12 protein-coding genes are annotated in these 12,981 nt (G+C 58.2%); 11 read left to right on the forward strand and 1 reads right to left on the reverse strand.

The window, feature by feature from the left end:
* The first annotated feature begins 16 nt into the window (after positions 1-16).
* The 8 genes from bioB to GGD65_RS38290 all read left to right on the forward strand — a co-directional run bounded on the left by bioB (position 17) and on the right by GGD65_RS38290 (position 8,093).
* A complete protein-coding gene (bioB, locus tag GGD65_RS38255; RefSeq protein ID WP_183238567.1) occupies positions 17-1,072 on the forward strand; it encodes a biotin synthase BioB in 1,056 nt (351 codons plus the stop codon).
* The gene (gene panD, locus GGD65_RS38260; protein WP_179733780.1) at positions 1,063-1,416 is read left to right on the forward strand and encodes an aspartate 1-decarboxylase; all 354 of its coding nucleotides are present in this window, start codon (positions 1,063-1,065) and stop codon (positions 1,414-1,416) included. The genes bioB and panD overlap by 10 nt, the downstream gene beginning before the upstream one ends.
* Before the next feature lie 76 nt (positions 1,417-1,492).
* The gene (locus GGD65_RS38265) at positions 1,493-2,644 is read left to right on the forward strand and encodes an 8-amino-7-oxononanoate synthase (protein ID WP_183238568.1); all 1,152 of its coding nucleotides are present in this window, start codon (positions 1,493-1,495) and stop codon (positions 2,642-2,644) included.
* Positions 2,644-3,279 carry a dethiobiotin synthase gene (gene bioD, locus GGD65_RS38270; RefSeq protein ID WP_183238569.1) on the forward strand — a complete coding sequence of 212 codons (636 nt, stop codon included), beginning with the start codon at positions 2,644-2,646 and terminating at the stop codon, positions 3,277-3,279. Before GGD65_RS38265 ends, bioD begins: the two co-directional genes overlap by 1 nt.
* Positions 3,276-4,541 carry an adenosylmethionine--8-amino-7-oxononanoate transaminase gene (locus GGD65_RS38275; protein ID WP_183238570.1) on the forward strand — a complete coding sequence of 422 codons (1,266 nt, stop codon included), beginning with the start codon at positions 3,276-3,278 and terminating at the stop codon, positions 4,539-4,541. The genes bioD and GGD65_RS38275 overlap by 4 nt, the downstream gene beginning before the upstream one ends.
* A gap of 1,282 nt (positions 4,542-5,823) precedes the next feature.
* Positions 5,824-6,702, forward strand: a complete 879-nt coding sequence (gene panB / locus GGD65_RS38280) for a 3-methyl-2-oxobutanoate hydroxymethyltransferase (RefSeq protein WP_179733787.1) — start codon at positions 5,824-5,826, stop codon at positions 6,700-6,702.
* 3 nt (positions 6,703-6,705) lie between these two features.
* The gene (panC, locus tag GGD65_RS38285) at positions 6,706-7,557 is read left to right on the forward strand and encodes a pantoate--beta-alanine ligase (RefSeq protein WP_183238571.1); all 852 of its coding nucleotides are present in this window, start codon (positions 6,706-6,708) and stop codon (positions 7,555-7,557) included.
* Between the two features lie 329 nt (positions 7,558-7,886).
* Positions 7,887-8,093 (forward strand): hypothetical protein, encoded by a 207-nt coding sequence (locus tag GGD65_RS38290; protein ID WP_179733791.1) that lies wholly within the window; start codon positions 7,887-7,889, stop codon positions 8,091-8,093.
* Positions 8,094-8,477: 384 nt separating this feature from the next.
* Here GGD65_RS38290 and GGD65_RS38295 read toward each other — a convergent pair whose 3' ends face one another.
* The gene (locus tag GGD65_RS38295) at positions 8,478-8,681 is read right to left on the reverse strand and encodes a hypothetical protein (protein ID WP_179733793.1); all 204 of its coding nucleotides are present in this window, start codon (positions 8,679-8,681) and stop codon (positions 8,478-8,480) included.
* 407 nt (positions 8,682-9,088) lie between these two features.
* Between GGD65_RS38295 and GGD65_RS38300 the strand changes: the two genes are divergently transcribed.
* From GGD65_RS38300 to GGD65_RS38310, 3 genes are all read left to right on the forward strand, one after another.
* Positions 9,089-9,298, forward strand: coding sequence for a hypothetical protein (locus GGD65_RS38300; protein WP_179733794.1), 210 nt, complete (start codon positions 9,089-9,091; stop codon positions 9,296-9,298).
* Between the two features lie 813 nt (positions 9,299-10,111).
* A complete protein-coding gene (locus tag GGD65_RS38305) occupies positions 10,112-10,498 on the forward strand; it encodes an ectoine synthase (RefSeq protein ID WP_179733797.1) in 387 nt (128 codons plus the stop codon).
* 779 nt (positions 10,499-11,277) lie between these two features.
* A partial coding sequence (locus GGD65_RS38310; RefSeq protein WP_312017776.1) for an AMP-binding protein occupies positions 11,278-12,981 on the forward strand: 1,704 nt, incomplete at its 3' end.

Below are 12,981 nucleotides of genomic sequence, written 5' to 3' on the forward strand. Positions count from 1 at the left end.
TGAGCGGGATTGGGTTATGGATGCTGCTGCGCAAGTCCAACGGAACGAAGCAAGCAACGGGGCGCAGGTTCGTGATCATTGGAACGTCGGAGAGGCTAAGGCGCTCTACGATCTTCCTTTTGCCGACCTGATGCTTCAGGCGCAGCGCGCTCATCGCAAGAACTTCGATCCAAACCACGTCGAAACTGCGAGCCTACTCAGCATCAAGACCGGCGGCTGTCCGGAAGACTGCGGCTACTGCTCGCAAAGCGCGCATTACGAGACCGGCCTGAAAGCGACCCGTCTGATGCGTTGCGCCGATGTGGTTGCGACCGCGCAGCGCGCGAAGGATGCCGGGGCCACCCGCTTCTGCATGGCCGCGGCATGGCGCACGCCAAAAGATCGCGATCTTGATTCCGTCTGCGACATGGTCAACGCGGTCAAAGGACTCGGCATGGAAACGTGCGTCACGCTCGGCATGCTGACACCGAAGCAGGCCGCGCGCCTCGCCGAGGCCGGCCTTGACTTCTACAATCACAACGTCGACACATCGCCCGAGTTTTACAGTAAGATCATCACCACCCGCAGCCTGCAGGACCGCATCGATACGCTGGCGCATGTGCGCGATGCCGGCATCAAGATCTGCTGCGGCGGGATTATCGGCATGGGCGAGCGCGTCGAGGACCGCCTAGCTATGCTCGTGCTGCTCGCCAATCTTCCCAAACATCCCGAAAGCGTGCCGATCAACCTGTGGAACAAGATCTCGGGCGTGCCGGTGGAAGACACGGCGGAGCCTCCCGATCCGATCGCGCTGGTCCGGCTGCTGGCGACCGCTCGGATCATGATGCCGAGGAGTGTGGTTCGCTTGTCCGCCGGGCGGCAATACATGACCGATGAATTGCAGGCGCTTTGCTTCTTGGCCGGCGCAAATTCAATCTTCATCGGGGACGTGCTCTTGACCACCAATAACCCGAAAGTTGATCGCGATGCGGATCTGCTGGCCCGGCTCGGCGTCACGTCCGGGCTCGCCGGAGGAAAGCAGTGCGCGGAATATGTTGCCGCTGCATCCAGCCTAGGTGAGAAATGCAGATAACTTTGATGAAGGGCAAAATCCATCGCGCCTCAGTGACCGAAGCTGATCTGCACTATGAAGGCTCGATCTCGATAGATCGTACGCTCCTTGAGGCAGCAGGAATGGTGATCAACGAGCGCGTCGAAATCTACAATGTCGAAACTGGAACGCGCTTTGCCACCTACGTGATCGAGGCGCCGCCGAGGTCTGGCACGATAAGCCTGAACGGTGCGGCCGCCCGACTGGCGATGCCCGGAGACAAGATCATTATCGTTGCATATGCCTCATTTGACGAGGCCGAAGCAAAGATATTCAAGCCACGCATTGTGCGTGTGGACCGAGACAATCGCATCCTGGCAAGTTGAACCTCAAGGGCCATCCTTCCTTCTTAAACGGCCAACGCATTTTTTTGCGTGATTGATGCGATCCTGGGAGCGATGAATGCGGTCAATCCAAGCAGCTAGACTTAGTCCCTACGTCGCAGCATTGAATGCCTTGAACGAAGATAAACGCCTGCGCTGCCTCAAGCCGCGCGTGGGGATCGATTTTGCATCCAACGACTATCTGGCGCTCGGGAGCGCCCCGCGCATCAAAATGGCGATGGTCGCCGCGCTCGAGGCGGGCACTCCGGTTGGAGCCGGCGGGTCGCGGCTTCTGCGCGGCAATTGCGAGGAGCATGAACGGCTCGAAACGGAAGCGGCCAAGTTCTTTGGCGCGGAGGCAGCGCTTTTCTTTGGAGGCGGCTACATCGCAAATTTTGCCCTCCTGACAACGCTGCCGCAGCGCGGCGATCTGCTCGTTCTCGATTCGCTCGTGCACGCCAGTATTCACGAGGGGGCACGAGCCGGCCGCGCAGAGTGCCGAATTCACGCGCACAATGATTCCCAGTCAGTCGAAGACGCAATTCGCGACTGGCGAACCAAAGGTGGAGCGGGCCGCGTCTGGATTGTGGCCGAAAGTCTCTACAGTATGGATGGCGACTTCGCTCCACTCGAAGAGCTGGTGGCAATCGCCGATCGCCATGACGCGTTTCTGATCGTGGATGAGGCTCATGCCACAGGCGCTTACGGGCATCAGGGACGAGGGCTCACGGCCCCTTATGACAGGCGCGAAAATCTCATCGTCGTTCATACCTGCGGCAAAGCGCTCGGTGCGGCGGGTGCACTTGTTACGGCCTCCGGCATCTTGCGCGATTTCATGGTCAACCGCTGCCGTCCGTTTATTTTTGCTACCGCCCCACCACCAGTAATGGCCGTTGCCGTTCGAGAGGCACTCCTCATCCTGCAGAAAGAGCCGGAGCGGCAGCAACGGCTGGCCAAACTCGTTGCGTTCGCGCATCGGCAGATCACCTCGCTTGGTTTGCGCACACCATCGACCTCTCAGATCGTGCCGTACATCGTAGGTGACAATGCTCATGCAATGCGAGTTGCCTCTGCTCTGCAGGCGCGCGGCTTCGATATCCGCGGAATTCGGCCGCCAACCGTCCCTGCAGGCACCGCCCGCTTGCGAATTTCATTGACACTCAATGTTGGGGAGGCCGACGTGCGCGCAATGCTCGATGCGCTGGTTGAGGTGACGAGGGGCTCGTTTTGATGAATAAGCGGATCGTCGTGACTGGTACGGACACCGGGGTCGGCAAAACGGTATTTTCCGCAGGTCTAGCCGGCCTTCTCGGCGCGAATTACTGGAAGCCGGTCCAGGCTGGACTCGAACAAGAGACCGACTCCGAGTGCGTCCGCCGCCTCGGCGGCCTCTCGTCCGATCGGATTGTCCCGGAGCTCTATCGACTTCGGAGGCCTGCGTCGCCCCATTACTCCGCGGAGATCGACGGCGTTCGCATAGATACAGAGGCGCTTCGACTGCCGGACAGCGGCGAGCGGCAACTCGTGATCGAGGGGGCCGGCGGACTCATGGTGCCGCTGACAGCCCGCACTCTTTACATCGACATCTTCGAGCGCTGGCAGCTTCCCGTCGTGCTTTGCGCAAGGACGGGACTGGGCACAATCAATCACTCCCTGCTCTCCATAGAGGCTCTGCGGAAGCGTCAGATTCGAATCCTTGGAATTGCGTTCATTGGGGAAAGAAACACCGAGACTGAAAGCGCGATTTGCGAGAGCGGGAGAGTGCGTTGGTTGGGACGGCTCCCATGGCTTGTTCCCCTCACGGACGAAAGGCTGCAGGCCGCTTTCAAAGACTCCTTTGTTAGCAGTGATTTCCTGAACCTATGAAGATAGCAAAGAGGTCGCCGATCTGGCACCCGTTCACGCAGCATGCTCTACAGCGGGACATGACGAAGGTGCTGCGGGGAGAGGGGGCTTATCTCTACACCGAAGACGGCCGGCGCCTTATCGATGCAATCTCCTCCTGGTGGGTCGTGACCCACGGCCATTGCCATCCATACATCGTGAACGCGATCCGAGAACAGGCAGGCAAGCTCAACCAGGTCATCTTCGCCGGATACACTCACGATCCGGCTGAGCAAGTTGCGACGGAACTATTGAAGGTCACCTCCCCGGCGCTCGAGCATGTGTTCTTCTCCGATAGCGGGTCGACCAGCGTCGAAGTCGCGCTGAAAATGGCGCTCGGCTACTGGCACAATACCGGAAGACAGCGAACCCAAATTGTGGTGATGCAGAACTCGTACCATGGCGACACGATCGGGGCGATGTCGGTAGGTAGCCGAGGCGTCTTCAATGCGGCCTACGGGGCGCTGATGTTCGAGGTGACCTCGATTCCGTTCCCGGCAAGAGATCGTGAGCAAATAGCGCTCGATGCGCTTGAGAACGCGTGTCGAAACCAACATCCCGCAGCCTTTATCGTGGAGCCCCTAATATTGGGTGCCGGTGGAATGCTGATGTATTCTCCCTCGGTGCTAAGAGAGATGAAGCGGATCTGCGAAGCCTTCGACGTCCTGTTTATTGCCGACGAGGTCATGACGGGCTGGGGCCGGACGGGTACCTTGTTTGCGTGTGAGCAGGCCGATGTCACGCCCGATATCGCCTGCTATTCGAAAGGCCTCACGGCTGGGGCGCTGCCGCTCGCCGTCACACTCTGTCGTGCCGATATTTTCGATGCGCATTATTCTGAAGATCGCACCCGTACGTTTTTTCATTCGAGCTCATATACGGCCAATCCGGTGGCCTGTGCTGCCGCCAAGGCCAATCTGGACCTATGGCAGGATCAGGAATATCGCCGGCGGCCGGCATCCTTGGCCAGGATGCAAGAACAGGCACTCGTGCCATTCCGCGCCGATTCACGGTTCGCAAACGTCCGACGCACAGGAACAGTCACAGCGCTTGAACTCAACACGAGCGATGCCGGCTATCTGGCGGACATCGGGCTGAAGCTTTTGGCTTTCTTCCAAGCGCGGAATCTGCTGTTACGCTCACTCGGTAACACGATCTACGTGATGCCGCCTTACTGCGTTACGGCGGCCGACCTTGATGAAATCTATGCTGCCATCCGTGACGCTGCTGACTTCCTGATGTGAGGTGCATGAGACTGTGCAATCGTCTGCAGTGATAGGATCTTGCAAGGAGAAAGTGTCCGTATTGCTGCCGTTTGATAGTGCAACGAGGATGCAGCACCCACGTCGCAGGCCGATCGTGCTTTGAGCACTTGCTTTAAGGGCTCCAGATCCAACTGCCGCAGCAATCCTGCGGGCTAGACATGAAAGGCGCAGCATTTGGCCGAAATGTCGAGCGAATTGCGTTAATCACGATAGAGAAATCCATTATCTTGAGCAAATTCTCGGCGAGGCTTTCTGCGGAAAGTACTGCTTCACGAGGCAGCCGCACATCAGTCACTTGATGGCTGTAGAACCGGGGAGACGGGCCGCCGGGCGACCGCACATTTGGTGCGCGCGTGGTGATGTGGTCGGAGGGCAGCGGGGCCTCCCAAGTAAAAGTCTGACAGGAGGCGCGAATGCACATTGGCTTCCGTAATTCCCTCCACCATTCAGCCACATGCTGCGCCATATGCGGAGGAAAGTTTGGGCTGATCCGCCATTACTGCTGGCGAACGGCCCTTTGCTCCACGAAATGCGTCAACCGCTTCAAGGCGCGGCGGGAGGCCGATCAGAAATGGCTTCGATGGTTGCGAGCGGCTTAGGACTAGACCGAGTTGTGCCGCTACCGCCCTGCTCAGACTTGTTGCGGCTTCGAGTGTTCCCTCTAGAGCGCGTGGAAATCAAGTGACAGAAACATCGGCAAAAATAATCGACTTCAGGACTTACAGGGCCAGCAGGCTGGCTCGATCTGAGCGCCTTCGCGACGACGTCTACGCGACCGCGATTCTCGCTGCGCTTACAGGGGCCTGTCACGTTTGGACGTTCATGGCCTGCCATCCGTTTACTTTGCTCGCTGCGTCAGCGCCGAAGCAGGAGTCTCACGAGTACCCCTAGGGGGCAGACACGGAGATGTGCCCTGGAGAGGAAGCCCCCACTGCGTGCATCTGCAGCCCGGTCGGGTCGAGCCTTCACCGTTTGGAGAGTCTGCAATCAGCGCAGAAAGCGCGTGCATATGGTGGCTCGTCGCGAGTGCCACTCCTCGATCGAGGCGGCGGCGGGCATAGTCGCTGAAGCTGTACGGGAAGATGAGCCATCGGGGGGGAATCGCGATGAGGAAGGTCTTGCCTCATGGTTGCGCGACCATTGGACTGTTTTTGCGTTGTTCTCCAGTTTTAGAGAACTGGGATCTCCATCCTCCATGCCATTGACAGGTTTCTCCCGCTTTCTCTAGGAAGCGCCGACGGTGTGTGGGAGAGGATCCAATATGAGCCACCATTCAGAGCAGCCTCTAGAACGTGTCACGATTCCGGCACTGCAGCAGTGGAAGGATAAAGGACGGCGTGTCGTGATGACCACCGCCTACGATGCGGTTGCGGCGCGCATCGCAGATCCCATTGTCGATATCATCCTGGTCGGCGATAGCGTTGGAAACGTCTGCCTGGGATTCGACAACACGCTGCCCGTCAGCGTGGCCATGATGAATCATCACCTGGAGGCTGTTGCGCGCACGAGGCCTCATGCTCTGCTTGTTGCCGATATGCCCTTTCTGAGCTTTCATCTCGGTTCTGAGGATACGATTCGCAATGCAGGAGGTTTTCTGCAGCGCGGCGCCGATGCTGTGAAACTCGAGGGTGGTGCCAAACGCATCGAGATGGTACGCGCCTTGGTCGATTGCGAAATTCCTGTGATGGGACATCTAGGTCTGACCCCGCAGAGCGTCAACGTCATGGGTGGATTCAAAGTGCAGGGAAGGACAACGGATACCGCCTTGCGGCTGCTCGATGACGCGCACCGTCTGCAGGAAGCCGGCTGCTTCGCGCTGGTCCTGGAGGGCATTCCTGCCGAGCTCGCGGCGCGAGCGACCGAATTTCTCACGATACCAACCATCGGGATCGGAGCAGGACCCGATTGCTCGGGCCAAGTGCTCGTGTTTCATGATGTCTTGGGGCTAACCGAAGGCCATCGCCCCAAATTCGTTCGTGCCTATACAAATGGATTCCAGTTGTTCCAGGAGGCGCTGTCGCGCTGGGCTGCCGATATCCGCAAAGGTGCATTCCCGGGCTCAGAGGAGTGCTATCGGCTTCCTGATCAGCTTCGGCCTGCCGTCGCCAACTGGGTGCCCTCCAACTCAACCTCAGGGTAAGAAATGCAAGTCATTACGAAGGTCGCTGAGCTGCGTCGCGCCCTTGCAGACGTTCGCAAGGCCGATAAGCGCATCGGATTCGTTCCGACGATGGGATACTTGCACGAGGGCCACCTGGCCCTGATCTCGGCTAGCCGGGGACATTGCGACGTCACTGTCGTTAGCATCTTCGTCAACCCCACTCAGTTCGGCCCAAATGAGGATCTCAGCAGGTACCCTCGCGACTTCGCGCGCGATGAAGCGTTGTGCCGCAGGGCCGGGGTCTCCATCATCTTCGCGCCAAGTGCAGAGGAGATCTACCCGGCCCAATTCGAGAGCTTTGTCGAGCCGGGCGAACTCGCAAAACCGCTCTGCGGAGCTTTCAGGCCTGGACATTTTCGTGGTGTAGCGACTGTCGTTTGCAAGCTATTCAACATGGTGCAGCCGGACGTCGCGTACTTTGGACAGAAGGATTTTCAGCAATGCGCTGTGATACGCCGCATGACGGTTGATCTGAATCTTCCGATCGAGATTGTCACTGTGCCAACCGTGCGGGAGCCAGATGGGCTGGCAATGAGCAGTCGCAACCGTTATCTCAGCCCGGAAGAACGTGGTCGGAGCCTTGCGATCAGCCGTGGCTTGTCCGCCGCAGCGCAAGAGTTTGCCTCAGGGGAGCGCGACGTGGCAACGCTGATTGCGCTTGCAAGAAAGCATTTGGAAAGGGTCGATCGACTGCAGTACCTTGAGCTTGTCGACACTGGGACCCTAAGGATTGCGGAGAGCCCTCTGCGTTATCCGGCGGTGCTCTGTGTCGCAGCGTACGTCGGCTCGACTCGGTTGATCGACAATGTAGACCTGTTCTGGTCGCCGTCGTAGGCAGATCCGCAAGTGATAGCGCTCAGAAGCCAGTTGAACCGGATGGGTTGGCCCTGAGATCCTCAACATCCTGGAAGAACTCTCGAAGACGATCGGGAACTGCCCTTTGCGTGCTGAACAACTGCCCCACGCTCGAGTTCATGATGTCGGTTGGAGATTGGCTCTGCCGCTGACGGGGTGGAGCGAGGCGGGGCCGCTCCCACGCTGCCGAGAGCAGCCAAGTGCGAGTTCGGTTCAGTATTATGACAGTCGCGGAGGATCTGATGTACTTGAGTTGCGGTCCAGCAAATGCCCATTATCTTCCTCGATGGTATGAGGGAGATCTCCCAATGCTGGACGGTGCCACGACCGCGCTTCTGCGCACGATCCTGGATGAGGTTTGCGAGACCGTCCCACCGTATGACGTCGGCGTCCGCGCCTACGTTGCCTCCAAAATCCTGGAGGCCGCCACCAGAGGTGAGACGCGCCCCGATCTGCTTAAACAGATCGGTCAGGAAGCTCTTTCCAGAGCACCATCGATGTGGCGAAAGATCTAGGGCATGGCTTGTCATTGAGGTGAATTTCCAAGTTAAAGTGCTGAAGATCCTGGCCTGCTATCCAGGTTCGCGCGCGCCGTCGCGCAGCCTGCGGCATAGCGATCCGACCAACTCGCAGAGGTGTATCGTGGTCGCAAATCGATGGCGGCCTAGCCAAGACGCGGCGTTATCTGATGTGAATCGGTTGGCGCGTTGCTCGCTGCGAGGCCGTTCGTTGAAACGAGAGAGCAGCTCGTACAACAGCAGCGCATCCAAGCCTTGGCGCACGCGCGCCACGATGCCGGTGAGGCGTCGCGCTAATTACCTTCGTCCGGAAACGAGGGCGAACTCAGTGTTCGGCGCCGGAGCGCCGTCAACTCACGCGAGCCGGTGCGCCGTTGCTGTTTAGTCCTGTGCGAGCGCCGCAAGTGCCCTTTCGATCACTGTGATGTCTTGACTGACCTGAGCGATCGCTGGCTTTGGATCAACTCCAGTAACGCAGTTCAACTGCTGCAGTAGCTCCCGCCGATGCGCCAGAAGGTTCTCCAGCGCGCTGCGGTTGTTTAGTTTCACATAGCCGTCCACAATCAATCCAATCGAAAGAGACATCGAAACTCTCAAACAAAGCTGTTCTCAACGAAGATGCGTATAGCACATCGCCAAATGATGTTCAGCTCGTCGGCAGAGAATACTGACGGGCGAGCTTGTTAGGGATAAGCGTCCGCCGCCGGGGGCGTGACCGACTATTCCTTGCGCCTTACAAGCGTCCAGCTCTGTTTGAGGGACTAACCGAGCAGAAAGACGGCGTATGGCGTGCCAAAAACGCTGCGGATCGTCGCGATGGAAAGGCTAGCCTAAGCTAGGCTAGGCGAACGAATGATAGCACGGGACTGCCATGGTCCTTGTCCGCCTGCCGAACGGGTTCCGAGGTGCGATGACAGGCGCCGCGCTGATCGACGACATGCTCGCCTGAATATCTCTTCGTTGAGATTGCGACGACCTCAGGAGCGTCCAGGATGCTTGATGAATATTTGGCGCGCATTCGTGCTCACCGCAACAACGTCCACCGCTATCGTCGCCTGCTGAAGTCGAACCTGTCGGATGTCGAACGTCAGTTCATTGAAAGACGCCTCACCGAAGAGCAGACCGCGCTCGAGTCTCTTTCGGCCGACACCTTTCCGCTCGCGTTTAGCCTTCCGAAGGGGACGGACATGCCGGCAAGCTAGGCGCCGAGCCGCGAACGACGCGCGCATTCGGGACCACGCAATTTCTCGCCGACGGCATCATCATGAGCTCGCGAAACGGCAAATAATCGACGATATCCGCCCGCTGTTGGCCTAGCCCCGAGGACCTGATCTGCGGACCTGCACGTGAGTTCATTCGGCTCGGGTATCAGGTGCTCAATCTATATCGGCATTTGCCATAGCGGAATAAAAAGCCGCACTGTTCGACCGGTTCTCGCTCGCGGGCCTGTTTGTATTCGGCCATATCTCGGCAGTTTGTTAGATTGGCTACACGCCCAGCCAAATCGTTCTCACTCGCTAGCCAGCTGAGACAGCCACATATTCATCCTTCATCGGTCTGTGACCACGGCATGAGATTTGCTCTACTAGCTGAGACGCTGCGGACCGTGTTCGCGGCGAGAGGTAGAGCAAGGAAGGAAACGACTTGCCAAATCTGCGACTGGAGACAGTTTATGTCGCCGGCAATATCTCCAGCAGCATTCTGGGGAATACAAAGGTGAGCGGCGGCACCCCGCGAAGGGTGGAACATCAATTTGGTACGCGCCGATCGGGCTCGGCTGCGAAATACCCTCGCGCCGATATTCTCATCACTAGTCGCGGTCGGGCAAATGGCAGGCCTTTTGCGTGTAGCCTATCCCATAGGACTACTGCACGGGCTCTCCGCGACCGACGGTTGGTTGTTTCGACGGAGACCGCAGGTCGGCCGCGCGACAGGGAAGTCGCAATTCCCGGGCAGAACAACGGCCTCCAGCTTTTGGATCAATCACTTCAACCTGCACCCGGCAATCCAACATTATGATTGTGCGTAACCTGCACGACGTCGAAGCAACCGATCGCTTCGTCGATTGGGGCAATGGCACTAGCCACCGCCTTTTGACGGATAAGGACGGCATGGGTTTTAGCATCTGCCACACCGTGGTGCGCGCTAACACCGTTTCGCTTCTGCAATACCGGAATCATCTCGAAGCCTGCTACTGCATCGGTGGAGAGGGCGAGGTCGAGGACATGGACGGCAATGTCTTTCCCATTCGCAAGGGTGACATGTATGTGCTTGACAAGCATGACAAGCATTTCCTGCGCGGGGGACGGGACAAGGACATGATCCTCGTGAGCATCTTCAACCCGCCCCTGACCGGAACCGAGCGCCACAAGCTCGACGACCCGGCAGGCTCCACATATTGAGCGATGCGAAGAAACGCCAATCCAACATGAACTGCCGCTAATTGCGAGAAGCAGTCACTCGAGCGATCCAGCACTGCCTCTTATCGCACGCGCGGACCTCAGAAAAAGTCTTTGTCCCGGCTTTACGAAAGGCGCACGCGACGCGCTTCGGCTGAGCTGACAAATTACTTTGGCATTCCAAGTCCATTTTCCTCTGTCCGGAAGACCAGGCGAGCGGAGGCTTGTGCCGATTGATAGCGCGCTCAGTTGTACGATGTCTGGCGGCGCTGTTCGAGAGCTGACATAGCACTGCCGTGGCTACCGCATTGATTGCACTCGATTTCACCTTTGGCACGATACATGCGTAATCCTCTAAAGGGCGCCATAAAGGAGAAGTCGTTCGATGAGAACGCTTACCAGAAACTCTGACGCGGTTGAGTGGCAGCTGCGATACTGCCGACACCATATTTGATGATGCGGAAGGTTGACAGGAAGATTGAGTGATCTGCTTCGGCGAAGGGGCTCGCCACATCAATGCAGACCAGCCTAAGCCCCAAAACAGATTAGAACCAGTGTGAGCGATTTGCGTGAATCAAGGAAGTCGCCTTCCGATCTTGAGCGATGAACAGGTGCAGAGCATATCTGACGCACATGAACTCCTGGCGCGTGGGGAGGAGTTTTGGCGACGGCGGCTCGAGCAGTTTAGAAGATTGCATCCTCCTTTCGTGTCATCCTCCGTGGCTGCGGCGCCTTCCCGATGGCAGTCGAGTTCGTGGTTTTGCCCAAGCGCTTTGGCTCAAGTGTCCCCACAAGATCGGTCGCAATATCTGGTAACGGCTTGGCTGATCTATCTCGCTCGGATCACGGGGGAAAAAGAATTTCAACTGGGATGGAAGCCTGCAAGGGATGGATTGGAAACTGGCTGCAAACTCGTCGAGGTGTTGATCGCCTCCGTCGTGCCGATGGATGTTTGCATCGATCTTGCTCATGATTTTGAAGAAGTGCGCAAAACCGTAGCAGCCGAAGTCGCTCAGCTGAGGACGCACGCTAGCTATGCCCGGGATCTTATCGCGCGCTGCCCGACATTGCGAAGTGTGGAGGCGCTACGGTCGCGCCAGCCTTGGCCGATCGGCATTGCAATCACCGCAGAGAGCTGTTCCATCGCTGACGATCTGACGACGCGCCACAAGGCTGGCCAAGCCTTATGCGGCGATTTGCTGACCTTTGAGGTTCGCGCTCTGGATGGAAGCTTCCGCTGGCATTTTGATGACGCCCGATTAGCGCCCAAGCAGATCGACCGCATGACGCAGCATTTGCAAGCTTTGTTATGCGGCGTGATGGACGATGCGGGGCAGTCTGTCGGCCGGATCGACATTCTGCCGACTGACGAGCGCAGGTATCTACTTGAGGATTTGAATGGGAAGGCGGCGCCTTATTCTATTGAGCGATGTATCCATGAGCTGTTCGAGGCGCAGGTGCAAAAGGCACCGGAAGCGGTGGCGGTGGTCCATGAGAAGGAGAGACTGAGCTATGGCGCACTCAATGCGCGGGCCAACCGGCTGGCGCATTATCTGATCGAGCTCGGGGTCAAGCCGGACCAGCCGGTGGCGATCTGCCTGGAACGCAGCCTAGCGATGGTGGTTGGCCTCTTGGCGATCCTGAAGGCTGGCGGCGCCTATCTGCCGCTAGATCCGGCTTATCCGTCAGCGCGCCTGCGGCAGATTGTCGACGATGCAAAACCGAAACTGCTGCTTTGCGATGTCGCCGGTCGAACCGCATTGGGCGCCGAAGCCGTGGCCGATGTGACGGTCGTCAATCTGGAGACGGCGACCCCGACGTGGGGCGAGCGGCCGCCTTCGAACCCGGACCCGGGCACGCTTAGCCTCACATCGCGCCATCTCGCCTATGTCATCTATACCTCCGGCTCAACCGGAATCCCCAAGGGCGTTGAAATGTCCCATGGCGCGCTTGTGAATTCGCTTGCGGGGATTGGCACGTCAAAACTGCGCACACTTCAATTCGCGACCTTGAACTTCGATGTGTCCTGTCAGGAATTGTTCATCTGTTGGAAGGACGGCGGAGTGCTTGTGCTCCTGCTGGAAGAGACCCGGAGGCGCTTCTCCGACCTGCTGGAGTTTGTAGAGTGCGAGGCGATCGAGCGGCTTTTCCTCCCGTTCGTAGCATTGAATCATTTTGCGGAAGTCTGGAGCACCCAGCGTGTGCAGCTGCCCTCTTTAAGAGAGCTTTATACAGCCGGCGAGCGATTGCAGGCCACTCCATTGCTTAGAGCGTTCTTCGAAGCACACCCGAACGCGAGATTGATCAATCAATATGGCTCCACGGAAATCAGCGTCATTTCCGAGCACCACCTTGCAGCTGATCCGTCATGTTGGCCCCAGATGCCTCACGTCGGGCGTCCAATCGCCAACACGCGGGTGTACCTGTTGGATGGCCATGGCGGGCTGGTGCCGTTCGGCGCGGTGGGCGAGCTTTACATTGGCGGG

The organism is Bradyrhizobium sp. CIR18 (assembly GCF_014198295.1).
GTDB lineage: Bacteria > Pseudomonadota > Alphaproteobacteria > Rhizobiales > Xanthobacteraceae > Bradyrhizobium.